Here is a 23983-nt window from a genome sequence, read left to right on the forward strand (position 1 = left end):
ATATGTGTGGCAAGAAAATAATATGTAAAGGAAAAAATTATGCGATATGACAAATTAACCGCCAAATTCCAACAAGCCCTTGCAGAAGCTCAGAGTTTGGCGTTGGCTGCGGACAGCAGCTATCTGGAAGCAGGCTTCGTGTTGAAAGCCCTGCTTGACGACCAAAACAGCGGAGCCGCCGCGCTCTTGGCTCATGCGGGCGTGAATGTGCCGCAGGTGAAACAGCGTTTGCAGCAGCATTTAAACAGCCTGCCGAAAGTGTCCGGCCAGGGCGGCGATATTCTGCCCAGCCGCGAATTGCAGGCGGTGTTGAACCTGATGGACAAAGCGGCAACCAAACGCGGCGATGCCTATATCGCCAGCGAACTTTTCCTGCTCGCTTTGGTGCAGCAGAACGATGCGACCGGCAACATCCTGAAAGAAGCCGGCGCGACCGAACAAAACATCAACGCCGCGATTGACGCGGTACGAGGAGGACAAAACGTGAACGATGCCAATGCCGAAGACCAACGCGACGCTCTGAAAAAATACACGCTCGACCTGACCCAGCGTGCCCGCGACGGCAAACTTGACCCCGTTATCGGCCGCGACGACGAAATCCGCCGCGCCATTCAGGTATTGCAACGCCGCACCAAAAACAACCCCGTGCTGATTGGCGAGCCTGGCGTGGGTAAAACCGCCATCGTCGAAGGCTTGGCGCAGCGTATTGTCAATGGCGAAGTGCCTGAATCCCTGCGCAACAAACGCCTGCTGGTTTTAGATTTGGCGGCGTTGATTGCCGGTGCGAAATACCGCGGCGAATTTGAAGAACGCTTGAAAGGCGTGTTGAACGATTTGGCGAAAGACGACGGCAACACCCTGATTTTCATCGATGAAATCCATACTTTGGTCGGCGCGGGCAAAACTGACGGCGCGATGGACGCGGGTAATATGTTGAAACCGGCTTTAGCGCGCGGTGAACTGCACTGCATCGGCGCGACCACCTTGGACGAATACCGCCAATACATCGAAAAAGACGCGGCACTCGAACGCCGTTTCCAAAAAGTATTGGTTGGCGAACCCAGTGTGGAAGACACCATCGCCATCTTGCGCGGTTTGCAGGAACGTTACGAAATCCACCACGGCATCGACATTACCGACCCCGCCATCGTTGCCGCCGCGGAATTGAGCGACCGCTACATCACCGACCGCTTCCTGCCCGACAAAGCGATTGATTTGATTGACGAAGCCGCCAGCCGCATCAAAATGGAGTTGGACAGCAAACCCGAGCAGATGGACAAACTCGACCGCCGCATCATCCAGCTCAAAATGGAAAAAATGCACGTTGCCAAAGAAAGCGACGACGCCAGCAAAAAACGTTTGGAGCTGATAGACGAAGAGATCGACGGCCTGCAAAAAGAATACGCCGATTTGGACGAAATCTGGAAAGCCGAAAAAGCCGCGTCTTCCAGCACCGCCGACATCAAGAAACAGATGGATGACATCAAAGTCAAAATCGAGCAGGCCAAACGCCAAGGCGACTTCGCCCGCGCGTCTGAACTTGAATATGGCGAGTTGCCGAAATTAGGTGCACAGTTGCAGGCGGCGGAAAGCAACGCCGACGGCAAAAAACAAAACAAACTCTTCCGCACCGAAGTAGGTGCGGACGAAGTGGCCGAAATCGTATCGCGCATGACCGGCATCCCCGTGTCCAAAATGATGGAAGGTGAACGCGACAAACTATTGAAAATGGAAGAAGTATTGCACCGCCGCGTGGTCGGTCAAGACGAAGCCGTGCGCGCTGTGTCCGACGCCATCCGCCGCAGCCGCTCCGGCCTTGCCGATCCGAACAAACCCTACGGCAGCTTCCTGTTCCTAGGCCCGACAGGTGTGGGTAAAACCGAGTTGTGCAAAGCCTTGGCAGGTTTTCTGTTCGACAGCGAAGACCACCTCATCCGCATCGATATGTCCGAATACATGGAAAAACACGCCGTTGCCCGCCTCATCGGCGCGCCTCCGGGCTATGTTGGCTACGAAGAGGGCGGCTACCTTACTGAACAAGTTCGCCGCAAGCCGTATAGCGTGATTCTTTTAGACGAAGTGGAAAAAGCCCATCCCGACGTGTTCAACATCCTGTTGCAAGTATTGGATGACGGTCGCCTGACCGACGGACAAGGCCGCACCGTGGACTTCAAAAACACCGTCATCGTCATGACTTCCAACATCGGCAGCCAGCACATCCAACAAATGGGCACGCAGGACTACGAAGCCGTGAAAAAAGCGGTGATGGACGAAGTGAAAGCCTACTTCCGCCCCGAAATGATCAACCGTATTGATGAAGTGGTCGTGTTCCACGGCTTGGATCAGGAGAATATCCGCAGCATCGCGAAAATCCAGCTCAAAGGCTTGGAAAAACGTTTGGAAGCGCAGCACCTGCACCTGAAAGTGGACGATGCCGCTTTGGATTTGATTGCCGAAGCCGGTTTCGACCCTGTGTACGGCGCACGCCCGCTCAAACGCGCTATCCAGTCGGAAATCGAAAATTCGCTGGCCAAAGCCCTGCTCGAAGGCAAATACGCGCCCGACAGCACGATTCATGTGAAAGAAGAAGGCGGCAAGCTGGTGTTTGCCTGATTTGAAGACTTGAATAGTTGAAACGGAAAGGCTACCTGGAAATGGTTGAACCGATGTTTTCAGGTAGCCTGCGTTACCTCACGCGGGAAATGCCTTATACGAAACCACCACAAGCCACAACTTCACACAAAAAGGAAACGATATGGATTTCAATAATCTGCTCAACCAAGTATTGGGTGCCGTGCAGCAAAGCGGCAACAAAGTGATGTCTGATAACAATCCGCTCAACTCGTTCGGTGGCGGGGCGTTAATCGGCGGGCTGGCTGCGATGCTGCTGAAAAAAGGCGGCACCAAATCATTGCTGAAGGCCGGCTCGGCCGCAGCTTTGGGGATGATGGCCTATAAGGCTTACCAAAACTGGCAGGGAGGCCGGCAAAACAGCACGAGCACGGTGGCTGCTTTGCCCGAAGCGGCTTTTGCAGCGCAGGGGCAGTTGGCTGAAGAGCGCAGCCGCGTGATTTTGCGCACCATGATTGCAGCCGCTGCTTCAGATGGCTTGATTGATGAAACGGAAAAACAGCTGATTGCCCAAGAGGGCGGTGCCGATGCCGAAGTGCGGCAGTGGCTGGCCAACGAATATGCCCGCCCGGCTTCTATTAACGAGCTGGCCGAGGCGGTGGGCGGCGATCAGGCGCTGGCTGCCGAAGCTTATTTGGCTGCACGAGCGGTTTGCGGCGATTTGGTGCGCGGTGAGATTGCCTTTTTGTCCCGGCTGTCGCAGGCATTGGGGCTGGATGACGGTTTGGTGGAGCAGTTGGAGCGGCAGCTAGAGTTGGCGTAATAAAGCATCGGCCGTGGGCATAACACAAAAGGCTACCTGAAAGATTCAGGTAGCCTTTAATCCGTTCTAGCCGAAGCATTACTCCGCAGGCAGGGTTTCTTTGGCGGGTTCGGTGGCCTCATCTGCCGGGGCGGGAGCAGCCGGCTCGGCGGCAGGTGCGGGTTCTTGTTCCGGGCTGGCGGCCGGGGCGGATTCGGTGGCGTTGGTGGGGTTGAACACGGTGGCATCGGCAGCGGAGTCAGCTTCGTCTAAGTCGTTTTGCGGCGGCACGGGCGCGTCGTGTGGTACGAGCTGGATGCGTTGCTCAGCATTGCCGGCGGTTTCATGGGTTTGCTCGGCCAGGTAGGAGAGGGTAACGCTTTGGCCGCTGCGCTGTTCGAGCTGGTTGCGGTAGGCTTCGGGTGTCATCAATTCTTCAGCGCCACGGCTCAACTGGGCAAATACGTTTTGGTAGCTGCGGGTGAGCTCGTCCACCGCTTCGGCCGTGTCGATGAAGTGGTGGTTTACGGCTTCACGGTAGTCTTGCAGGGCTTTTTTGGCTTCTTCCAATTCGGCTTGCTGCTTGCTGTTACCGCGTTTAAACAACAGGGTGATGAGCACGCCGATGAGGAAGCCGCCGAGGCCGGTAAGGATGAATTGGGTGATGAGGGGCAGGTTGTTCATGGGATTTTCCTTTGTGGTAGACGGGCGGTATGACTATTGTATAGCAATTTAGGCGGTTTGTTGCCTTGTGTAAAGGCTACCTGAAAAGTTTGCAGCGTTAATGCAGCACACGCGGCGGATTATCTGCGCGGTAGTCGGCTTCTTCCTCTTCGTCGGCCTGGCCTTGGTAGATATCGAATTCGATGCTGGCGCCCACAGCGTGGCAGAAGCTGATTACTTGGGGCGAAAAGCCGATAGCCGGGGTGGAGTCGCGTTCATCGGTACTCACGGTGAGCACGATCATCAAATAAGCTTCGAGCCGGTGGGCTTTGATCAACTCGGCAATTTTATCTTGCACGGGCAGCAAAGTTACGATGAGCTCGTCGGCGATTTCGTTGAGGCGGAACACGTCGCCATCGCGCAGGATAGGGGTGCCGTATTGCCAGCTTGAATAGCTTGATATTCTGCCACCCATGCCTATGCTGTTGTCTTCATATATGGCGCGGGTGGGGGCAAGATTGAGTGCGGTGCTGATGGCATCGGGGTCGAAGCCTCGGCCGGTGAGGGCGAAGTAGAGATAGCATTCGTTGAGGTTGGGGGCATCCATTGGCTTGTTTTCAGTAGATTAAATAGACGGTAAAGCGGATAAGGAGCAGGCTCATCAGCGCGGCGATGATGTCGTCCAACATCACGCCGAAGCCGCCGCTCACTTGGCGGTCGAACCAGCGGATGGGCGGCGGTTTTACCGCATCGAAGAAGCGGAAGGCGGCAAAGGCAGCCAACCACCAAGCCCAAGTATTCGGTGTGAAGGCGAGCACCAGCAGCATGGCCACGATTTCGTCCCACACGATGCCGCCGTAGTCGTGCACACCGAGGGCGGCTTCGGTTTGGTTGCAAATCCAGATGCCGACGGCAAACAAGGGTAGACACAACAGGGCGAGCAGCCAGCCGTCGATACCCAGCGTCATCAGTACGGCGGCGAGGGGCAGGGCGGGCAGGGTGCCGAAAGTGCCGGGGGCAACTGGGGCGAGGCCGCTGCCGAAGCCGAATCCGAGGAAACAGGCGGGGCGTCGCAGCAGCCAGGCGAAAGTTGGTTGGAAGGCGGGTTTCTGTTTAGCCAAAGTGGTCGAATCCTAAATGAGAAAGATGCAGTTCGCTGCCGTTGGTGCGCAGCAGTTTCAGGTAGCCTGTGTCGTTGATGCGGCCGATGCGGGTTACCGGAGTGCGGCTGCTGTCGGCTGCGGCGAGCACGGCTTGGCGCGCCTGGGGCGGGGCGGTGAACAATAATTCGTAGTCGTCGCCGCCGGCAAGGGTGAGCTCGTATACAGTTTGCGCGGGCAGGCATTGGCGCAGCTCGGGCACGGTAGGCACCAGGTCGGCGTATAGCTCCGCGCCCACGTTGGAAGCACGCAAAATGTGGCCGAGGTCTTGAGCCAGACCGTCGGAAATATCTTGCGCCGCCGTGGCAACGGGCAGCAAGGCTTGGCCGAGCGCTACGCGCGGAGTGGGGCGCAGGCGGGCGGCTTCGCATTCAGCAAACAGGTTTTCAGGTAGCCTGATGTTCTGCCAGATATGGTGTAGGGCGGCAGCAGCCAGGCCGATTTGGCCGGAGACCCAAATATCGTCGCCATTTTGCGCACCGCTGCGACACAGGCCAAGGCCCGCGGGCAGCTCGCCGGTGATGGCCACGTTGAAAACGAGATCGCCTTTGGTGGTGTCGCCGCCGATGAGGGTGATGCCGTATTGGCGCAGCATGGCAAAAAGGCTACCTGAAAATGTTTCCAGCCAGCCGGGATTGAGCTCGGGCAGGGCGGCACTGAGCATCACCCAGCGCGGCCGCGCACCCATGGCGGCCATATCGGAAATGTTCACGGCCAGGATTTTGTGTGCGAGGTCGGCAGGGGCAACATCGGGGAAGAAGTGGCGGCCGGCCAGCAGCATATCGCTGCTGAAGCATAAATCATGGCCGGGGCGCGGGCGGACGATGGCGGCATCATCGCCGATGCCGAGCAGGAGCTCGGGATCGGCCGGCTGTTCGGCAGCGAGGTAGCGGCGGATGAAGTCGAATTCGCCGAGGGGTTTTGCGGTGGATTGGGGCATGGCGGGGTGTTTGGTTGTAGGGTGGAGGCTACCTGAAAAGCGTCGGCTTCAACGAAGTTAAAGCGATTGAAGCGAGTGGAGCAAGTTGCTGTGAAGTTAAAAATTTTCAGGTAGCCTTGGGTTTACGTTTTTGTGTTGCTGAAGTCGCAGTGTTTTACTTTGCAGAACTCGGCTTGGGTTGGGGGGATGGTTGTTGATTTCGTTGAAGCTGTGTTTTTGCTTCGCAGAACTCAGTCTTGGCTGCGCCAAGGAATTGCTTTCAGGTAGCCTCTAATCACGCACGTAGATGGTTTCTACGTCGTAATCGTCGTCGTCCCAATCGTCTTCGTCTTCAGTCTCGGCAGGAGGCAGGGTGTGGCTGAGGGCGGAGTCCATGCCGCATTCCCAGCGCAATACGGAGAGCAGGTGGTGGATGTCTTCCGGTAGCGGGGCTTCGAATTGTACGGTTTCGCCGCTTTCGGGGTGGACGAAGCTGAGCCGGTAGGCGTGTAAGGCTTGGCGGGCGAGTTGGAGTACGGCTTCTTTTACGGCATCAGAGCAGGGGTGGCGCGGGTTGCCATACACGGGGTCGGCGGCGAGCGGGTGTTTGGCTTCGCGCATGTGCACGCGGATTTGGTGGGTGCGGCCGGTTTCGAGGGTGCATTCGATGTAACTGTGGCTCTGGTAGCGTTCTAGCACTTTGATGTGGGTAACGGCTTTTTTGCCGCCGAAGCCGACCACGGCCATTTTGAGGCGGTTGTGCGGGTCGCGGCCGATGAGGGTGTCGATTTTGCCGTCGAACGGTACGATGCCGTCGGCCACGGCGCGGTAGATGCGCTTCACGCTGCGCTCTTGCAGCTGCTGTACCAGGCTGTTTTGCGCGGCCGGGGTTTTGGCCACCACCATCAGGCCGCTGGTGTCTTTGTCGAGGCGGTGCACGATGCCGGCGCGGGGGATTTCGGCCAATGCCGGGCAGTGGGCCAGCAAGCCGTTGAGCAGGGTGCCGCTCCAGTTACCGGCGGCGGGGTGGACAACGAGGCCGGCAGGTTTGTTCAACACAATCACGCTGTCGTCTTCAAATACAATATCCAGCGGCATGGGCTCGGGCGTAAAGGCGGCGGTTTCGTGGCTGTGCTGGATGTGCACTTCCAAGGTTTCGCCGCCGATGAGCCGCTCTTTGGGGCGGGCAACCTGGCCGTTGAGCAACACGTTGCCGTCTTTAATCCAAGTGCTCAGGCGGCTGCGGGAATAATCGGGCAGCAGTTTGGCCAGTGCGGCATCGAGCCTTTGGCCGGCCAAATCGGTGGGCACGGTTAAATTTATACAATTTTCCGCGTCTGCCCCTGCCGAAAAGTCGAAATCATCGTTATAATCGGCGTCATTGTTGGTATAGGAAGAAATGTTCTGCATGAAAAAGATTCTTTTAGTTACCGGCCTGGCAGTGATGCTGTCGGCCTGCTCCAGCACTTCAACCACCGCTGTGAGCCAAGATGCCCAGATTACGCAGGATTGGTCGGTAGATAAGCTGTATGCCGAAGCGCACGATGAAATGGAGAGCCGCAATTATAGCCGTTCGGTGCGTTTATATGAAATTTTGCGGGCGCGTTTCCCCAACACCCGCCAAGCGGTGCAATCGCGGCTGGATACGGCTTATGTGTATTACAAAGACGAACAGCAGCCGCAGGCCTTGGCGCATGTGGAGCAGTTTTTGAAGCTGTATCCCAACCATCCGAACACCGATTACGCGCTGTATCTGAAGGGCTTGATTGTGCTCAATCAAGACAAATCCATCTTCAACAAGCTGGCCTCGCAGGATTGGTCCGACCGCGACCCGAAAGCAAACCGCGAAGCCTATCAGGTGTTTAACGAGCTCATCACCCGCTTCCCCGATAGCAAATACGCCAACGACGCGCGCGAAAAAATGGCGCGCCTGGTGGATGCCTTGGGCGGCAACGAAATGGCCATCGCCCGCTACTACATGCAGCGCGGCGCGTACTTGGCCGCCGCCAACCGTGCACAGGGGATTGTGAGCCGCTATCAGAATACGCGCTATGTGGAAGAGGCGCTGGCGATTATGATGACCGCCTATGCCCGTTTGGAAAAACCGGAGTTGAGCAGCGACACCCGCCGCGTGCTAGCACAAAACTTCCCGCAGAGTCCCTATTTGCAGAAAGAATGGCAGCCGGACGATATTCCGTGGTGGCGCTATTGGAAGTAGTATAGATTTTGGAGGCTACCTGAAAGCGGTTTTTCAGGTAGCCTTTATCAGCTAGAACGTCTTACTTCAAAATAAGGATATAAACATGAAAAAATTATCCCCCATTTTCGCCGCCTGCCTGCTGGGCTTCTGCGCCGTAGCCAGCGCCACCACCTACGAATGCACTGACCGCCAAGGCCGCCGCACCTACACCGCCAGCCCCGGCCCCAACTGCCGCGCCGTCAATCTCGGCCGTATGACCACCTATCCCGCTCCCGTGAGCACCGCGCCCAGCTATCCGAGCTACAGCAGCCCCGCTACCACTGAGCCTGCCGCCCCCGCTGCCCAACCTGCCGTTAGCGAAAGCCAGCGCCAAGCTGCCAACGAACGCCTGCGCCAAGCCCAGCAGAATCTGGAAGAAGGCCGTAAAGTGCGCTACGGCAACGAGCGCAACTACGCCCGCTATCTGGAACGCATCGGCAAGCTGGAAGAGGAAGTGAACAAAGCCCAGCAGGAAGTGAACAACCTGAATAAATAAATCCGGTTGTGCTTGAATTTCTTGCAGTAATGTTTTCAGATAGCCTTGGGTGTGATGCAGGCTACCTGAAAAACGAATCAACCAAATGTTGCCCGTTTAACATCCCAACCGATTTAACTCCGTTACAGCTTACGCTTTCAGGTAGCCTTTATGCCCGCCATCCCCACGCACTACCGCAACCTGCGCGTGTCTGAAACTGCTTCGGATAAGGAGATACGCGAGGCCTACCGCCGCCTGTCGAAACGCTATCATCCCGATTTTAATCCCGACAACCCCGAAGCCCTGCGCATCATGCAGATGGTAAACAAGGCCTATGCCGTGTTGTCCGACCCCGACCAGCGCAAACGGCACGATGCCTGGATTGCCGCCCAACGCCAGGCCAAAGCCACCAATCCCTTGCTGCAACAAGCCGCCGCGCGGCAGCAGGCCAAGCTGACGCCTTGGTTGCAGAAGCTGAAAGCGCAGTGGCAGCGGCTGCGTGCCAACAAAGCATTTTGGCTGGTGTTCGGCACTGGCTTGTTGCTCGGGTTGCTGGTGTTGCAGCTTTGGTGGTGGCTGGATAAAACTCCGTCGGAGCCTAAAGATACGCCTTCTGCCGTAAGCCAGCTGGCCGCCCAAGGCAGCGCCTACCAACGCCCGGCCAAAGCCCCCAACGGCAAAATCTGGCCGTATTTTTCCGACTATATCGCCGGCTACCCCGTGGCCGCGCAAAACGGCATGTCCATCGCCAGCATCGCCAATCACGGCGCCGACCGCATGGTGGAGCTGCAAATGCAGCAAGACGGCAGCTGGCAAAACATCCGCACTTTCTACATGCCCGAGAAGGGGTTCTTTACCCTCTACGAGCTCGGCGCCGGCCAATACCGCCTGCTCTATCTCGATTTAGACAGCGGTCGCCACACCCAAACCGATGTTTGGCAAATAGAAAAACAAAATGATGCGCCGGTGTACCCCGATGCCAGCATCACCCTCCCGCCCACACAGCAAGGATAATCATGAGTGCCTCTCCCGCCGCCAAATATACAGAAGAAACCGTACTTTGGGTAAAACGCCACACGCCCAAACTGATGAGTTTCGCCATCAGCCGCCCCGAAGAATACCGCTTTGCCGCCGGCCAGTTTTCCCGCCTCGGCTTTCCCGAAGGCAGCGGCTTCATCTGGCGCGCCTATTCCGTGGTTTCCGCCGAATACGACGACACCCTCGAATACTTCGCCGTGCTCATCGAAGACGGCCCCATGTCGGCCCGATTCGAACAGATGGAAGCCGGCAATACCATCCTGCTCGATAAAACAGCCACCGGCTTCCTGTTGCCCGAACGCTTCCCCGATGGCAGCGACCTTATCATGCTCAGCACCGGCTCCGGCATCGCCCCCTTTCTCTCCATCTTGCAGCAGCCGCAAATTTGGCAGCGCTTCGACCATCTCGCCCTGGCGCATTCCGTTTCCTACGCCAACGAAGCCGTGTTCAACCAGCGCATCCGCGACTTGGCCGAACACCCTCTGGTGGGCGAGTATTACGACAAACTGCGCTTCGTTTCCGTACTCACCCGCGAGCAGCAGTCCGGCAGCCTCAATCAGCGCATGCCGCAACTGTTGGAAAATGGCAGCCTCAGCCAGGCCTTCGGCTTGCCGTTCACCACCGAACGCAGCCGCTTCATGCTGTGCGGCAACCCGGCTATGGTGAAAGACACCTTCCAAGCCCTGCTTAAGCTCGGCTTTGCCATGCATCGCAACCGTATCCCCGGCCACATCATGATGGAAAATGGTTTTTAATGCTTAAAGGTGCAACGCATAGAGCCAATAGCATTTTCAGGTAGCCCCTAGCAACAGGCTACCTGAAACCAAATTCTTAGCCCGCAAGATAAGGGTAGGCTAAAATTCATCAGGACTAGAGAAATGCCGATAGAGCACAGGCTCGCAGCAAGCAGCCATCAATTTTCAGGTAGCCTGAGCAATCCATCCGAGGCTACCTGAACATTAAGCCCTTGCCAGCCGCCGCCGCCCAGTCCACAATAAGCCCCTTCCTCACGAACAGCAAAACACAGCCATGAGCCAATCCCAAGCCTTCAGCCGCACCGACGACGTACGTATCCGCAGCATCAGCGAGCTGCTGCCCCCCATCGCCCACCTCTACGAACTGCCCATCAGCGAAGCCGCTGCCGATTTGGTAGAAAATACCCGCCATCAAATTGCTGATTTGGTGCACGGCCGCGACAAGCGCCTGCTCACCATCATCGGCCCTTGTTCCATCCACGACCCCAAAGCCGCCCTCGAATACGCCCAGCGCCTGCTGCCCCTGCGCAAAAAATACGAAAAAGAGCTACTGATCGTGATGCGTGTTTATTTTGAAAAACCGCGCACCACCGTGGGCTGGAAAGGGCTCATCAACGACCCCCACCTCAACGGCACCTTCGATATCAACTTCGGCCTGCGCCAAGCCCGCCGCCTGCTGTTGGATTTAAACAACCTCGGCGTGCCCGCTTCCACCGAATTTCTCGACATGATCACCCCGCAGTATTACGCCGACCTCATTTCCTGGGGCGCCATCGGTGCGCGTACTACCGAAAGCCAGGTGCACCGCGAGCTTGCCAGCGGCCTCTCCTGCCCGGTCGGCTTCAAAAACGGCACCGACGGTAACCTCAAAATCGCCATCGATGCCATTGGAGCCGCCTCCCACCCGCACCACTTTCTCTCCGTAACCAAAGCCGGCCATTCCGCCATTGTCCACACCGCCGGCAATCCCGACTGCCACGCCATCCTGCGCGGCGGCAAAGAGCCGAACTACAGCGCGGAACATGTTAAAGCTGCTGCCGAACAGTTGGACAAAGCCGGTGTAACGCCTAGATTAATGGTGGATTTCAGCCACGCCAACAGCCGCAAAGACTACACCCGCCAAATGGAAGTGGCGCGCGATGTGGCCGCGCAGCTGCAAAACGGCGAACAAAACATCATGGGCATCATGGTGGAAAGCCATTTGGTGGAAGGCCGCCAAGACAAGCCGGAAACCTACGGCCAAAGTATCACTGATGCCTGCATCGGCTGGAACACCACCGAAGAGCTGCTTGCCTTGATGGCGGAAGCCAATCGCGGCAGGGTATGAACAAAGCGGCTTGTGCCACTTTTTTGCACAGTGCAGGGTCTTCGATACATTTCAGGTAGCCTGATGCAACAAAAGGCTACCTGAAAAGCGGTAAATATTTACAAACCACACCAAACTGTTAAAATCTGCAACTTTCCAACAACGTCTATATTAACAACAGGGTAGGCACAAATGTTTGCAGCCGCCCGAGGGAGATACACTCATGCAAGATTTCCGCGAAAACCCAAACGAAAATTTCCGCCAAGCCTATGCCTCCACCGCATTGGAAAACGATTTATTCGATGACAATGAAATGGAAGTAGAGCTGGCCAGCCCGTGGCAGCGGATGGGCGCCAGAATTATGGACGGCCTCCCCTTTGCCGGTATCGGTATTTTGGCAGCCATTTTAGTAGGCTTCATGGGCGGAAGTGGTGGTAAGGCAGCGATGGTTGTATTTACTATTGCCCTTGTGGCAGCTATCGGCTTGCTGATTTACAACTTAGTTATCATGGTGCGCGATGGCCAAAGTATCGGCAAAAAAATCGTAGGTATCCGCGTGATTACTGAGGATGGCGACAATCCTGGTTTCGTTAAATATGTGCTTGTACGTGAATTTGGCTATAACTTTATTTTCACCCTGATTAGCGTATTCAGCGAAGACTTGGGTAACCTGCTAGCCATCGTTGCTGGTATCGCCTGTGTCGTGATGCTGTTTTTAGAAGACCGCAACCGCCAAACTTTGCAGGATTTGCTGGCGAAGACATTGGTCATCAAAAACTAAGTCGTCCGTTATTCATGCGTAAGGCTACCTGAAATCATTTTTCCGTTTTCAGGTAGCCTTATTTATCTGGCCTAATTTGAGGACAAACCATGCAAAATTTCCGCCAAGCCTATCGCCCTCCTGAATCAGCAGCCGAGCCGCAGGCAGCGGAGCGGATGAAGGAGGTGGAGTTGGCTAAGCCGTGGCAACGCTTGCTGGCCGGTGCTATCGACCGCATTCTGCCTATTATGCTGTTGGTTATGTTTTTATTAAGGATTGAGTACACTAGGGCCTATGTGCAAGCCGAAATGCCTTGGTTGCTGCTGCTTTTGCCGGTGGGGCTGGTGGCTGGGTTGCTGCTGGGGGTGGCGCAGGTGTTTATGATGAGTCGCAGCGGACAAAGCATTGGCCAAAAGATTTTGCGTATCCGTGTGATTACGGACACCGGCGCGAATCCGGGCTTCGCCAAATATGTGCTGGCACGCGAAGGGTTTTTCTTTGTGGTGCTGCTTGCGCTGTGCGGGCTGCTCAGCGGCCTGGGTTTGGGCCGTATTGTTTATTGCGCGGTGCAATTGCTGTATTTGGTTATGCTGTGCCGCAAGCGCGGCAATTATCAAACGCCGCAGGATTTGATGTTGCAAACTTTGGTGGTGAAGGTGTGAGCGCCGCCATAATGAAAAGGCTACCTGAATGTTTCAGGTAGCCTTTTCATTATGGCGGGCGAATATGCAACTTGTTGCTGCCAGGTTTCAGCTAGCCGCTGCCGCCTTTTCTTGGCTAAACGCCTGCCGCAGTTTGTTCCAGATGAGGGCGAGCAGGAAAAGAATGGCCTGCAAAATTACGATGCTGGGGCCGGTGGCGGAGTTGAGGTGGTAGCTGAGCAGGGTGCCGGTAAGGCTGGTGAATACGGAAGCCGCCACCACGATGATCATCATGCGTTCAAAGCGCTTGGTAAGCAGGAAGGCGGTGATGCCGGGGGAAATGAGCATGGCCACCACCAGCACCACGCCGGCCACCTGCATGGCGGTGATGATGGTCAGCGCGAGCAGGGTGAGTAGGCTGTAGTGTAAGAGCTGAGGGGAGAGGCCGGCGATGCGCGCTTGGGCGGGGTCGAAGCAGTAGAGCATGAAGTCGCGCCGTTTGAGCAGCACGGCTAAGGCCACGGCAGCACAGATGGCGAAGGTTTGCAGCAGCTCTTCCCGGCTCACGCCCAGCACGTTACCGAACAGGATGTGAGTGAGGTGTTGGTCGGTTTCCACTTTGGTAAATAACACTAGGCCGAGCGCAAACATACCGGAGAACACAATGCCCATCACGGTGTCTTCTTTGAGGCGGCTGTTGTTTTTCAGGTAGCCTACGCCCACGGAACAGAGCAGGCCGGAGGCGAATGCACCGATTTGCAGCGGAATGCCGAACACGAAGGCCAGCACAATACCGGGCAGCACCGCGTGCGACACTGCGTCGCCCATCAGCGACCAGCCTTTGAGCACCAGATAGCAGGAAAGCAGCCCGCAGGTAATGGATACAATCAGCGCGGTGAGCAGGGCATTCTGCATGAAAGGGAAGGCGAGCGGCTCGGCAAACCAGTTGATCAGCTCAGACATGGCCGGGCTCCGTTTCTTCCGCCGCCTGCGGTGCGGCACCGAATTTTTGCCGCAACAGGCCATATTTGGGCGCAAACACGAAGGCGAGCAGGAACAGCAGGCTTTGTAGGCTAACAATCACGCCGCCAGTGGCGCCGTCGAGGAAAAAGCTGATGTAGGCGCCCAGAGCACAGGTAATGATACCGAGCGCCACGGCAATCAGCACCAGCTTGCCGAAGCGGTCGGTGAGCAGATAGGCGGTGGCGCCGGGAGTAACCACCATGGCGATCACCAAAATCGCGCCCACGGTTTGCAGCGCGGCCACCACGCAGGCGCTGAGCAGGCAGAAAAACAAAATTTTATAGCGCAACGGCGAGAGGCCGACGGCCACGGCCTGGGTTTCGTCAAAAAACACCAAGAGCAGGTTTTTCCAAGTGAGCAGCATAAACAGCAGGCACACGCCGATGATGATGGCTACCTGAAAAATATCTTCGTCGGCAATGCCTAAAATATTGCCCAACACGATTTCCTGCACGTTGACCGCAGTCGGGTTCACCGACACGATAAACAGGCCGATGGCAAAGAAGGTGGTGAAGATAAAGCCGATTACCGCATCTTCTTTCAGCTGCGTGATGGCGCGTATCCATAAAATCGACAGTGCCGCCAAAATGCCGGATACAAACGCACCGGCGGAATAGGGCAGGCCGAGCGCATAGGTAACCGCCACGCCGGGTACCACCGAGTGCGACAGCGCGTCGCCAATCAGCGACCAGCCTTTGAGCATTAAATAAGACGACAAAAATGCACACATGCCGCCCACCGCCGCACTCAGCACGATGGCCTTCACCATGTATTCATAGGCAAACGGCTCCAGCAGCATGTCTAACATGAGCCATCTCCTTCACTGCCGTTTTCCTGCTTCGCACAGCTGCCTTGGGCATCGCTGCAACAGGGCACAGCGGGCGGATCGTTTTTGGCTTGGCCGTAGAACACGGCGGGGCGTTCGTCGTCGGTGAGTACGGTGAGCACTCGGCTGTCTTCGTCGTCGTGCAAATCGCTGCCAGAGAGGCGGAAATGGCGCAGCACGCCGCCGAAGGCCAATTCGAGGTTGTGTTGGTTAAAAGTGTGTTCGGTGCGGCCGGCGGCCAGCACGGTACGGTTGATCATCACCACTTGGTCGCAGAAGTCGGGCACCATGCCGAGGTTGTGGGTCGATACCAAAATCAGATGCCCCTGCGCGCGCAGCTGGCCGAGCAAATCCACAATCGCATCTTCGGTTTTCACATCAACGCCGGTAAACGGCTCATCCAGTAGGATAATCTTGCTCTGCTGCGCCAGTGCGCGCGCCAGGAATACGCGTTTTTTCTGCCCGCCGGATAGCTCGCCGATTTGCCGCTGCGCCAAATGGGCAATGCCTACCCGTTCCATGGCTTCCTGAACTTTGCGTTTGTCTTCGGCTTTGGGCAGGCGCAGGAAATTCAGGTAGCCGTAGCGCCCCTGCATCACCACGTCGTACACCGACACGGGAAACTGCCAATCCACTTCCTCGCTCTGCGGCACATAGGCCACCAGGTTGCGCTTGAGCGCCTGCGGCACGGGCAGACCGCACAGGCGGATGCTGCCCGATTTCGGCTTAATCTGCCCCATCAGGCTTTTAAACAGGGTAGATTTGCCGCTGCCGTTTACGCCCACCAGCGCGCAGGTGGTGCCGCCTTGCAGCGTGAAGCTCACGTCGCGGATGGCCGTGTGGCCGTTGCTGTAGCGAACCGTTACCGATTCAACGCTGATGGAGGCGGCTTGTTCAGACATTATTTTCCAAATCCTCTAACAATGGTGGAAACCGTGGTATTGAGCAGGTCGAGGTAGGTGGGCACCGGGCCGTTTTTGGCGGAAAGCGAATCCACATACAATACGCCGCCGTATTTGGCGCCGGTTTCGCGCGATACTTGCCGCATCGGGCGCGGCGATACGGTGCTCTCGCTGAACACTACCGGAATATGGTTTTGCCGCACGGTGTTGATTACGCGGCGCACCTGTTGCGGCGTGCCTTGCTGCTCGGCATTAATTGGCCATAGATACACTTCTTTAAAGCCGTAGTCGCGTGCCAGATAGCTGAACGCGCCTTCGCTGGTCACCAAGAAACGCTGGTTTTGCGGCACCCGCGCCAGTTTTTCGCGCAAGGGGCGGTCTAGGTTGCGGATGCGCTGGGCATAGGCGGCGGCGTTGCGGGTGTAGGTGGCGGCGTTTTGCGGGTCGTATTTAATCAGCGCGTTTTTAATGTTTTCCACATAGATTAAGGCATTGCGGGTAGACATCCAAGCGTGCGGATTGGGCTGGCCGCGATAGGGGCCTTCATGAATCGACATCGGGGTAATGCCTTGCGTAACCACCACTGCCGGTTTATTGCGTACGTTTTGGAAGAAACGTTCAAACCAGCGTTCCAGGTTCAGCCCGTTCCACAGCACCAAATCGGCAGATTGCGCTTTGGCAATGTCTTGCGGCGTGGGCTGGTAATCGTGGATTTCTGCACCCGGCTTGGTAATCGATTCCACCACCGCGGCATCCCCCGCCACGTTTTGGGCAATATCCTGGATCACGGTGAAGGTGGTGACTACTTTGAATTTGGCATAAGCCGGCGCGGCCAAGCCTAGAGCGGCCAGCAGGCAGAATGCGGATAATAATCGGCGCATTGTTTTCTCCTAATTTGATTTGGTTGAATGGGTGGCAAAGCGAAGCACTTGCCTATTTACATACTAGCCTAAATAGAAATTACTATCAATTATTTTATAGTAGTTTTTATATCACCACAGAAAAATCAGCAGAAACAATAAGCCTATATCGCATACGGGATTATTTTATGCGTATTTTGCCTTGCTATGCCAGCAATCATTGCTATAGGCAATAGCCTCTTTGACAATTTAAATGGGAGAAAACCGATTGGGCTGGCGGGTAAGTGCCGTTGTTTTTGCCATACGTTTTGTTATCGGGTGTTAAATCATGCTGCATAGGCTACCTGAAAGTTGGATAACCTGTTTGGGCTGGGTCGAGACACTTTTCAGCTAGCCTTAGCTTTTCAGATAGCCTTGGTAGCAGCAGAGGCTACCTGAAAACTTAAACAGCATACAGGCAATCAATGTTCCTACCCAGTTTCAGGTAGCCTTGGCCTTTAGCCGGATTGATCCGTTTTGCCCGAACGTTTGCGGCGGCGGAAGCGCCACAGTTGGCGCACGGCGTGGACGGTGGTGGAAAGCCCGCCGGCCAGCAGCAAAAATATCAGCGGCACCACCAGCAGATAGGGCGCAAACCACAGCAACAGCGCCAGCGCCAGCATACTAATGCCCAGGCTCAGATAGGATTTGGCTTCGTTTTCATCCACCGTGCGCGTGCCGTAGAAGTTGCCGCGAAACATGCTGGAAAGCTGCAACAGCTGGCGGGCGGCGGCTTGGGCACGCTGGCGGCGGTGCCGCTTGGAGAGCATTTGGTGGCGTCGGCGTAGGGCGGCACGGCGTTCGCTGCTGTTGAGCACGATTTCGGTGGCATTGGCGAGGTCTTGCAGAAACATCTGCTCCAGCTGGTGCACCACCACCGCATCTTCGATGACCACGTCTAATTCGCGGTTGAGATACCAGCTGGAGAAATTGAGATTGGTTGAGCCCACGCGTGTCCATTGGCCGTCGGCAATGGCACTTTTGGCGTGAATCATCGGCCCGTCCCATTCAAACACTCGCACACCGGCCTCTAAAAGGCTGCGGTAACGGATGCGCGACACGCGGCCTATCCAGCGGATATCGGAAGTGCGCGGCACCAGGATACGCACGTCCACACCATCGTTGGCAGCGTTGATCAGGGCTTGGGTGTAGAGGCGGGTGGGCATGAAATAGGCGTCGGTAAGCCACAGGTTGCGCCGCGCCAGCGCCAGCGCGTTCAAATCCAGCCGCATCATATTGTTGTTGCTGGGCGTGGTGGCCACTACACCGGCGCGCACCGTGCCGGCAGCCGTGCCGTCATAAGGGGTGATGTTTTCAGGTAGCCTTTCGCCTTGCGAGCGCAGCGTGTCGGATAAAGCCTGCACCACTTCGGCCACCACCGGCCCCTGTAGTTTCAGCCCGGTATCGCGCCACGGTGCCACGCCTGTGGTCGGATTGCCTTCCCAGGCGGAAGACACGCACAATCCGCTCACGAAGGCGGTATGGCCGTCTATCACGAAGGATTTGCGGTGGTTGCGCGAGAGCAGGCCGATACCGCTGGCAAAACCGGGCGGGTTGTAGGCCACCACTTGCGCACCGGCCTGCTTGAGCGGCTCAAAAAAGCGACACACCGATGGCCACAGGCTGCCGATCCAATCGTACACCAGCACCACGCTCACGCCCTGGCGGCATTTTTCCACCAGCAAATCTCGCAGCCGCACGCCGAAATCGTTGTCGGCGAAAATATACATTTCAATCAGCACATAATGCTCGGCAGCAGTCACTGCTTCCAGCCAGGCGGGAAAGTTTTCGCGGCTGTCCTGCAAGAGTTGCACGCTGTTGCCGCCGTGCATTTCGCTGCTGCTGGAACGCGCATGCAGCTGGTCGAGCAGCGGCTGCGGGTGGTCGAGGAGGATGGTGCGGTTGGACATGATGTGTTTTCGTGTGGGTTTGGTTGGTTTGAGGTTTCAGGTAGCCTTTTGGATTGGATTGCTATTCAGTAATCCAATTCTTGAGCCAGCACGTCGGCAAGGCTGCTGCCAACAGGAACGCCCAGGTCATCCGAGCCTGAGTCCTTCAGCACAATTAAAGGGCCGGGCTGCCCGAAATCGTAACAATAGAACACGCCGCCGCCATCGAATGCAATCGGCAGCAAATTGGGCGCGTAATACCAGAACTGATAGCCAAAATAATAAGATACAGTTTCTGCCGGTGAGAAGTAGCCAAAATCCTGCCCATTGCCCGTGATGCCGCCGTGCACAGAATATTGCCAAAGCTGCATCAGTTCGTTGGGGATATAAAAGTGGGGCGGTAGGCAATATCTGGTGGCACTGAGCTGTACTGAGTAAGGTTCGAGATAGTTTAATGCGTTGGCGCGTTCGGCTTCGGGCAAAGGGGTGCGGAATGCGGTAATGTCGTCCGGCGTGGCAGGAGGGTGTTGGTCGTAAAATTTAAATGCTTGATACCACATTGCTTTATTCTTTCAATCAAATGCTTTTCGCAAAGCTGTCAGGCATTGCACGTAGCCTTGAGCTTAGGCAAATCAAACTGGTGCAGCGGAAACACAATCCACCTGCTATGGCTTGTCAGGTAGCCTGCAGCCTTTAAGTTTGCCGATGAATAATGCGGCGAATCAGCAGGCGGTTGGGGGAGAGGGCGGCGGCCACTTCTGGTTCGGCGGGCAGCGGCTGCCCCAATAGCTGAGCAGCTACCAGTTCGCCGCACAGCGGGGCGGTGGCGAGGCCGCGGCTGCCGTGCCCGCTGTTCACAAACAGGCCGGGCAGGTGGGGGCAGGGCAGGTCGGGCAGGCGGTAGTTTTTATCATGGGCGAGTTTGGCGTATTGCACACGCATCGCCGCCCAGTCGCCCAATGCACCAACGGCGGGCAGGTGGTCGTAGCAGTCTGCGCGCACGGCGGCATGGCCGGACTGGTAGGCAGGCAGGGCGGCGGCGAGTTCGGGCGAGAGTTGCGCCAGTTTGGCGTGGTTGCCGTCGTCTTCAGCGGTACGCAACTCGCTGTTTTGCTCATTGGGCACGAAGCTGGCACCGAAACAGTGCTGATGACGATACTCCGGTGAAATATAGGCATCGGCGCTTAGGGCGCAGCGCAGCTGTCGGCTGAGGGGCGAGGCCTCGGCCAGGCTGGTTTGGCCGCGGATGAATTGCAGCGGCAGGGCTTCGGGCAGGATATCGGCCAATTGCTCGGCGCCGCAGCAGAACACGATGTGGCTACCTGAAAAAGTCTGCATGCCTTGCGGCGTATCCACCGCCAGCTGCCATTCGCTGCCGTGGCGTTGTAGATTGGTGAGGCGGTGCTGCGTGAGCACTCGGATGCGGGGGGATTCGAGCAGGGTGGTGGCGAAGGATGGCGGGTTGAGCCACGCCCCCTGCGGCCAGAACAGACCGCTTTGCCCACTAAGCGGGATACCGGAAAGCGATTCGGCTTCGGCGGGGCGGACGGCGTAATAAAGATGGCGGTTGGCGCGTTGCTCGGCCAGTTCGCGGTTGCGGCGGGTTTCGCTCTGATTGTGGTTAAGGTGCAGCACGCCGCAAGCCTGCCAATCCGGGCTATGGGGCAGAAGGTGTTCGAGCAGACGGCGGCTGTAGCCGTAGCTGCCAAGCAGGAGGCGGGTTTGCAGGGTGGGGTGGGCGGAAATTTTGGCGTAGAGCAGGCCTTGCCGGTTGCCGGAGGCGGAGCGGGCGGGCTGGTCGTTTTGCTCGAGGATTAGGCTGCTGATACCGCGTCGGGCTAGGGCGTGGGCGGTGGCCGCGCCGGCAATGCCGCCGCCGATAATCAGCACGCGTTCCACAGGGATGGGCGGCGGCGCGATTTGCCAGGGTTTGCTTGGGCTAGCCTGTTGCGGCACAGATGGACTGTTTTGCCAAACCGGTTCGCCGAAACCGTATTGTGCCAACTCGGCGGCCGCGGCTGCGGGCAGCAGATAAATATCGCGTTGCAGCGGGTTGGCATCGGCGGGGATAAAGTTGGCAGCAGAGGCGGCACAACTTTTCAGGTAGCCTTTATCGGGCTCATGGAGGCTACCTGAAAAATCGTCGCTGAGAAAAATGCAGGCCGCGCGGGGATGCTGGGAGATGGCGGCGGTAAGCTCTTGCTCGGTAGGGATGCCTTGCCAGATGAGGGTAGGGGTAGTCATGGCGTTTGCCGGCTGGTGCGGGCGGGAATGGGAGACGGGAGGCAGTATAGACAGAAGCAGCTGGCGGCGGCAACTTTGGCTTGGCATGTTTCGACGGCATCGGGCAAAAGGCTACCTGAAAGCATAGTGTCAACAAAATTCAAACCGCTGCCGGTTTTCAGGTAGCCTTTTACAAACTAAACTCCGCCGAATGCTTGAAATGCGCTTGCCTGCCCCCAATTTGCCGGGCAATGAGGCTTTAGCCATCCTATTCAACTGAAAACAATAACCGAGAAGATAATGACCCAATCCCAGCATAATCCCGCTGAAACCCGCACCCTGCCGATGTTGCCGCTGCGTGACGTGGTGGTGTATCCGCATATGGTGCTGCCGCTGTTTGTCGGCCGCCCCAAATCCATTGCCGCGCTGGATGCCGCCATCGAGCAAGACGGGCCGGTGTTCCTTTTGGCGCAGAAAAATCCGGCCAACGAAGACCCCGGCACAGACGATTTGCACACCATCGGCACGCTGGCCAACATCCTGCAAGTGCTGAAATTGCCCGACGGCACGGTGAAGGTGCTGGTAGAAGGCATGCAGCGCGCCCGCGCATTGTCGGTGAACGACAGCGGCGATTATTTCCAAGCCGAAATTGAAGTGCTGGCTGCCGAAGAAAACACCGACGGCCACGACTACGAAGCCCTGCGCCGCACGCTTTTGGCGCAGTTCGACCAGTTCATCAAGCTCAACAAGAAAATCCCCGGCGAAGTGGCCGGCACCATTCACGGCATCACCGACCACAGCCGCCTGGTGGACACCATTGCCGCCCACTTGCAGCTCAAGTTGGAGCAGCGGCAGGAGATTTTGGAAATCACCGACGTGGCCGAGCGCATGGAACATCTGCTTGGCCAGCTGGAAGCTGAGCTGGACATTTTGCAAGTAGAAAAACGTATCCGTGGCCGGGTGAAGCGGCAGATGGAAAAATCCCAGCGCGACTATTATCTGAACGAGCAAGTAAAAGCGATTCAGAAAGAGTTGGGCGAGGGCGATGAACGCGAAGAGCTCGACCAACTCGAACAGCAGGTGCGCGAAGCCGGCATGAGCAAGGAAGCGGAAGAAAAAGCGCTGGGTGAAATGAAAAAGCTGCGCATGATGCCGCCGATGTCGGCTGAGTCTTCCGTGGTGCGCAACTATATCGAAACGCTGGTAGACATTCCGTGGAAGAAGAAAAGCAAGGTCAGCAAAGATATTGTGCAGGCCGATTTGGTGCTCAATGCCGACCACTACGGCTTGGAAAAGGTGAAAGAGCGCATTTTGGAATATTTGGCCGTGCAAAAACGCATGAACAAGCTCAAAGGCCCGATTCTGTGCCTGGTGGGCCCGCCCGGCGTGGGTAAAACCTCGCTTGGCCAATCTATTGCCAAAGCCACCGGCCGTAAATATGTGCGCATGGCTTTGGGCGGCATCCATGACGAGAGCGAAATCCGCGGCCATCGCCGTACCTACATCGGCTCGATGCCGGGCAAAATCATCCAAAATATGATTAAAGCCGGCGTGAATAATCCGCTGTTCCTGCTGGACGAAATCGATAAACTCGGCCGCGATTTCCGTGGCGATCCGGCCAGTGCGCTGTTGGAGGTGCTTGATCCGGAGCAAAACCACTCCTTTGCCGACCACTATGTGGAAGTGGATTTCGACCTGAGCAATGTGATGTTCCTCGCTACTTCCAACAGCATGGACATCCCGCCCGCGCTGCTCGACCGCATGGAAATTATCCGACTTTCCGGCTACACCGAAGACGAAAAAGTAAATATTGCCATGCAATATCTCGTGCCCAAGCAAATTGAGCGCAACGGGGTGAAAAAAGGCGAAATCGATATTCAAGAAAGCGCAGTACGCGACATCATCCGCTACTACACCCGTGAAGCCGGCGTACGCTCACTCGACCGCGAAATCGCCAAAATCTGCCGTAAGGTGGTGATGAAGCAGGTATTGGAGCAAGATAAAAAAGCCGGTGCCAAACGCGCTGCTGCGCCGCAAATCGTGGTGGTGGATGCCACCAACCTGCACGAATACCTTGGTGTGCGCCGCTTCGATTACGGTGTGGCCGAGAACGAAAACCGTGTCGGCCAGGTTACCGGCCTGGCGTGGACGGAAGTCGGCGGCGAGCTGCTCACCATCGAAGCCGTTGCGCTCAAAGGCAAAGGCAATATCCTGCGCACCGGTAAGCTGGGTGATGTGATGCAGGAATCGATTTCTGCCGCTTGGAGCGTGGTACGCTCGCGTGCCGAAGTATTGGGCATTGCACCGGATTTCTACGAGAAAACCGATATCCATGTGCACGTTCCGGAAGGTGCTACGCCTAAAGACGGCCCCAGCGCCGGTATCGGCATGACGCTGGCCATTGTGTCTTCGCTCACCGGTATTCCCGTGCGTGCCGACGTGGCCATGACCGGTGAAATCACCCTGCGTGGCGAAGTGTTGCCCATCGGCGGTTTGAAGGAAAAACTGTTAGCTGCCCTGCGCGGCGGCATCAAGCATGTGCTGATTCCGCAGGAAAACGTGAAAGATTTGGAAGAAATTCCGCAAAACGTGAAAGAAGGGCTAGAAATCCACCCGGTGCGTTGGATTGACGAAGTGCTTTCCTTCGGCCTGGAATATCAGCCGCAACCTTGGCAGGACGTGCCCGCAGCTAAGCCGAAAACCCCGGCAAAATCCGGCGGCCGCGCCACCAAGCATTAAGGCGAAAAGCGGCAGGCTGTGTTGTGTGAAAGGCGCAAACCTGCCGCTTTGGCTGAAAATAGCTACTTTCCAGCCGTTTATTTGCTTGACCGATGATTTTGAACTTGCTATAAAGCAGCCTGTTGCAGACAAACGCATTGGTGCCGACCACAA

Annotated in this window: 22 protein-coding genes; 10 read left to right on the forward strand and 12 right to left on the reverse strand. The window is 56.8% G+C overall.

Annotated features, from left to right (window positions below):
• Nucleotides 1-39 precede the first annotated feature (39 nt).
• Nucleotides 40-2613: an ATP-dependent chaperone ClpB gene (gene clpB / locus CKV94_RS10215; RefSeq protein ID WP_003822600.1), complete on the forward strand. Its 2574-nt coding sequence runs from the start codon at nucleotides 40-42 to the stop codon at nucleotides 2611-2613.
• A 142-nt stretch (nucleotides 2614-2755) separates the two neighbouring features.
• Nucleotides 2756-3394 (forward strand): tellurite resistance TerB family protein, encoded by a 639-nt coding sequence (locus tag CKV94_RS10220; protein WP_003822603.1) that lies wholly within the window; start codon nucleotides 2756-2758, stop codon nucleotides 3392-3394.
• Between the two features lie 78 nt (nucleotides 3395-3472).
• On the opposite strand, the gene CKV94_RS10225 is transcribed toward CKV94_RS10220, so the two are convergent.
• The 5 genes from CKV94_RS10225 to rluD form a co-directional block, all read right to left on the reverse strand.
• The gene (locus CKV94_RS10225; protein ID WP_003822604.1) at nucleotides 3473-4057 is read right to left on the reverse strand and encodes a YhcB family protein; all 585 of its coding nucleotides are present in this window, start codon (nucleotides 4055-4057) and stop codon (nucleotides 3473-3475) included.
• A 97-nt stretch (nucleotides 4058-4154) separates the two neighbouring features.
• Nucleotides 4155-4643, reverse strand: coding sequence for a DUF4279 domain-containing protein (locus CKV94_RS10230; protein ID WP_003822605.1), 489 nt, complete (start codon nucleotides 4641-4643; stop codon nucleotides 4155-4157).
• Between the two features lie 10 nt (nucleotides 4644-4653).
• Nucleotides 4654-5157: a phosphatidylglycerophosphatase A family protein gene (locus tag CKV94_RS10235; protein WP_003822606.1), complete on the reverse strand. Its 504-nt coding sequence runs from the start codon at nucleotides 5155-5157 to the stop codon at nucleotides 4654-4656.
• On the reverse strand, nucleotides 5150-6136 hold the full coding sequence (thiL, locus tag CKV94_RS10240; protein WP_003822607.1) for a thiamine-phosphate kinase: 987 nt from the start codon (nucleotides 6134-6136) through the stop codon (nucleotides 5150-5152). The genes CKV94_RS10235 and thiL overlap by 8 nt, the downstream gene beginning before the upstream one ends.
• A gap of 270 nt (nucleotides 6137-6406) precedes the next feature.
• Nucleotides 6407-7525, reverse strand: coding sequence for a 23S rRNA pseudouridine(1911/1915/1917) synthase RluD (gene rluD, locus CKV94_RS10245; RefSeq protein WP_003822609.1), 1119 nt, complete (start codon nucleotides 7523-7525; stop codon nucleotides 6407-6409).
• Here rluD and CKV94_RS10250 point away from each other — a divergent pair.
• The 7 genes from CKV94_RS10250 (at nucleotide 7524) to CKV94_RS10280 (ending at nucleotide 13350) form a co-directional block, all read left to right on the forward strand.
• Nucleotides 7524-8333, forward strand: a complete 810-nt coding sequence (locus CKV94_RS10250; RefSeq protein ID WP_003822610.1) for an outer membrane protein assembly factor BamD — start codon at nucleotides 7524-7526, stop codon at nucleotides 8331-8333. The two genes, rluD and CKV94_RS10250, sit on opposite strands and share 2 nt — an antisense overlap.
• 85 nt (nucleotides 8334-8418) lie before the next feature.
• Nucleotides 8419-8850 (forward strand): DUF4124 domain-containing protein, encoded by a 432-nt coding sequence (locus CKV94_RS10255; RefSeq protein WP_035580057.1) that lies wholly within the window; start codon nucleotides 8419-8421, stop codon nucleotides 8848-8850.
• Between the two features lie 150 nt (nucleotides 8851-9000).
• The gene (locus tag CKV94_RS10260; protein WP_003822613.1) at nucleotides 9001-9843 is read left to right on the forward strand and encodes a J domain-containing protein; all 843 of its coding nucleotides are present in this window, start codon (nucleotides 9001-9003) and stop codon (nucleotides 9841-9843) included.
• A gap of 2 nt (nucleotides 9844-9845) precedes the next feature.
• Nucleotides 9846-10622: a ferredoxin--NADP reductase gene (locus CKV94_RS10265; RefSeq protein WP_003822616.1), complete on the forward strand. Its 777-nt coding sequence runs from the start codon at nucleotides 9846-9848 to the stop codon at nucleotides 10620-10622.
• Nucleotides 10623-10896: 274 nt separating this feature from the next.
• Entirely contained in the window at nucleotides 10897-11949 is a 1053-nt protein-coding gene (aroG, locus tag CKV94_RS10270; RefSeq protein ID WP_035580061.1) for a 3-deoxy-7-phosphoheptulonate synthase AroG, read from the forward strand.
• A gap of 202 nt (nucleotides 11950-12151) precedes the next feature.
• Nucleotides 12152-12709, forward strand: coding sequence for an RDD family protein (locus CKV94_RS10275; RefSeq protein ID WP_003822619.1), 558 nt, complete (start codon nucleotides 12152-12154; stop codon nucleotides 12707-12709).
• Between the two features lie 89 nt (nucleotides 12710-12798).
• The gene (locus CKV94_RS10280; protein WP_003822620.1) at nucleotides 12799-13350 is read left to right on the forward strand and encodes an RDD family protein; all 552 of its coding nucleotides are present in this window, start codon (nucleotides 12799-12801) and stop codon (nucleotides 13348-13350) included.
• Between the two features lie 87 nt (nucleotides 13351-13437).
• Here the strand turns inward: CKV94_RS10280 and CKV94_RS10285 are convergent, their stop codons facing one another.
• From CKV94_RS10285 to mnmC, 7 genes are all read right to left on the reverse strand, one after another.
• A complete protein-coding gene (locus CKV94_RS10285) occupies nucleotides 13438-14292 on the reverse strand; it encodes a metal ABC transporter permease (RefSeq protein WP_003822621.1) in 855 nt (284 codons plus the stop codon).
• Entirely contained in the window at nucleotides 14285-15160 is an 876-nt protein-coding gene (locus CKV94_RS10290) for a metal ABC transporter permease (protein WP_003822623.1), read from the reverse strand. Before CKV94_RS10290 ends, CKV94_RS10285 begins: the two co-directional genes overlap by 8 nt.
• On the reverse strand, nucleotides 15154-16080 hold the full coding sequence (locus tag CKV94_RS10295; protein ID WP_003822625.1) for an ATP-binding cassette domain-containing protein: 927 nt from the start codon (nucleotides 16078-16080) through the stop codon (nucleotides 15154-15156). Before CKV94_RS10295 ends, CKV94_RS10290 begins: the two co-directional genes overlap by 7 nt.
• Nucleotides 16080-16961 carry a metal ABC transporter substrate-binding protein gene (locus tag CKV94_RS10300; protein WP_003822626.1) on the reverse strand — a complete coding sequence of 294 codons (882 nt, stop codon included), beginning with the start codon at nucleotides 16959-16961 and terminating at the stop codon, nucleotides 16080-16082. The genes CKV94_RS10295 and CKV94_RS10300 overlap by 1 nt, the downstream gene beginning before the upstream one ends.
• Before the next feature lie 476 nt (nucleotides 16962-17437).
• Nucleotides 17438-18889: a phospholipase D-like domain-containing protein gene (locus tag CKV94_RS10305; RefSeq protein WP_003822627.1), complete on the reverse strand. Its 1452-nt coding sequence runs from the start codon at nucleotides 18887-18889 to the stop codon at nucleotides 17438-17440.
• 65 nt (nucleotides 18890-18954) lie between these two features.
• On the reverse strand, nucleotides 18955-19428 hold the full coding sequence (locus CKV94_RS10310; protein ID WP_003822628.1) for an SMI1/KNR4 family protein: 474 nt from the start codon (nucleotides 19426-19428) through the stop codon (nucleotides 18955-18957).
• Between the two features lie 133 nt (nucleotides 19429-19561).
• Nucleotides 19562-21112: an FAD-dependent 5-carboxymethylaminomethyl-2-thiouridine(34) oxidoreductase MnmC gene (mnmC, locus tag CKV94_RS10315; protein ID WP_003822630.1), complete on the reverse strand. Its 1551-nt coding sequence runs from the start codon at nucleotides 21110-21112 to the stop codon at nucleotides 19562-19564.
• Between the two features lie 279 nt (nucleotides 21113-21391).
• On the opposite strand from mnmC, the gene lon reads away from it, so the two are divergent.
• Entirely contained in the window at nucleotides 21392-23830 is a 2439-nt protein-coding gene (lon, locus tag CKV94_RS10320) for an endopeptidase La (protein ID WP_003822631.1), read from the forward strand.
• The last annotated feature ends 153 nt before the right edge of the window (nucleotides 23831-23983 follow it).

Origin of the sequence: Eikenella corrodens, from assembly GCF_900187105.1 — a bacterium.
Taxonomy (GTDB): domain Bacteria; phylum Pseudomonadota; class Gammaproteobacteria; order Burkholderiales; family Neisseriaceae; genus Eikenella; species Eikenella corrodens.

Bases quoted from the DNA above. Each gene is read 5' to 3' on its own strand.
- clpB (WP_003822600.1), top strand. From the start codon at position 40: ATGCGATATGACAAATTAACCGCCAAATTCCAACAAGCCCTTGCAGAA.
- CKV94_RS10220 (WP_003822603.1), top strand. From the start codon at position 2,756: ATGGATTTCAATAATCTGCTCAACCAAGTATTGGGTGCCGTGCAGCAA.
- CKV94_RS10225 (WP_003822604.1), bottom strand. From the start codon at position 4,057: ATGAACAACCTGCCCCTCATCACCCAATTCATCCTTACCGGCCTCGGC.
- CKV94_RS10230 (WP_003822605.1), bottom strand. From the start codon at position 4,643: ATGGATGCCCCCAACCTCAACGAATGCTATCTCTACTTCGCCCTCACC.
- thiL (WP_003822607.1), bottom strand. From the start codon at position 6,136: ATGCCCCAATCCACCGCAAAACCCCTCGGCGAATTCGACTTCATCCGC.
- CKV94_RS10250 (WP_003822610.1), top strand. From the start codon at position 7,524: ATGAAAAAGATTCTTTTAGTTACCGGCCTGGCAGTGATGCTGTCGGCC.
- rluD (WP_003822609.1), bottom strand. From the start codon at position 7,525: ATGCAGAACATTTCTTCCTATACCAACAATGACGCCGATTATAACGAT.
- CKV94_RS10255 (WP_035580057.1), top strand. From the start codon at position 8,419: ATGAAAAAATTATCCCCCATTTTCGCCGCCTGCCTGCTGGGCTTCTGC.
- CKV94_RS10260 (WP_003822613.1), top strand. From the start codon at position 9,001: ATGCCCGCCATCCCCACGCACTACCGCAACCTGCGCGTGTCTGAAACT.
- CKV94_RS10265 (WP_003822616.1), top strand. From the start codon at position 9,846: ATGAGTGCCTCTCCCGCCGCCAAATATACAGAAGAAACCGTACTTTGG.
- aroG (WP_035580061.1), top strand. From the start codon at position 10,897: ATGAGCCAATCCCAAGCCTTCAGCCGCACCGACGACGTACGTATCCGC.
- CKV94_RS10275 (WP_003822619.1), top strand. From the start codon at position 12,152: ATGCAAGATTTCCGCGAAAACCCAAACGAAAATTTCCGCCAAGCCTAT.
- CKV94_RS10280 (WP_003822620.1), top strand. From the start codon at position 12,799: ATGCAAAATTTCCGCCAAGCCTATCGCCCTCCTGAATCAGCAGCCGAG.
- CKV94_RS10285 (WP_003822621.1), bottom strand. From the start codon at position 14,292: ATGTCTGAGCTGATCAACTGGTTTGCCGAGCCGCTCGCCTTCCCTTTC.
- CKV94_RS10290 (WP_003822623.1), bottom strand. From the start codon at position 15,160: ATGTTAGACATGCTGCTGGAGCCGTTTGCCTATGAATACATGGTGAAG.
- CKV94_RS10295 (WP_003822625.1), bottom strand. From the start codon at position 16,080: ATGTCTGAACAAGCCGCCTCCATCAGCGTTGAATCGGTAACGGTTCGC.
- CKV94_RS10300 (WP_003822626.1), bottom strand. From the start codon at position 16,961: ATGCGCCGATTATTATCCGCATTCTGCCTGCTGGCCGCTCTAGGCTTG.
- CKV94_RS10305 (WP_003822627.1), bottom strand. From the start codon at position 18,889: ATGTCCAACCGCACCATCCTCCTCGACCACCCGCAGCCGCTGCTCGAC.
- CKV94_RS10310 (WP_003822628.1), bottom strand. From the start codon at position 19,428: ATGTGGTATCAAGCATTTAAATTTTACGACCAACACCCTCCTGCCACG.
- mnmC (WP_003822630.1), bottom strand. From the start codon at position 21,112: ATGACTACCCCTACCCTCATCTGGCAAGGCATCCCTACCGAGCAAGAG.
- lon (WP_003822631.1), top strand. From the start codon at position 21,392: ATGACCCAATCCCAGCATAATCCCGCTGAAACCCGCACCCTGCCGATG.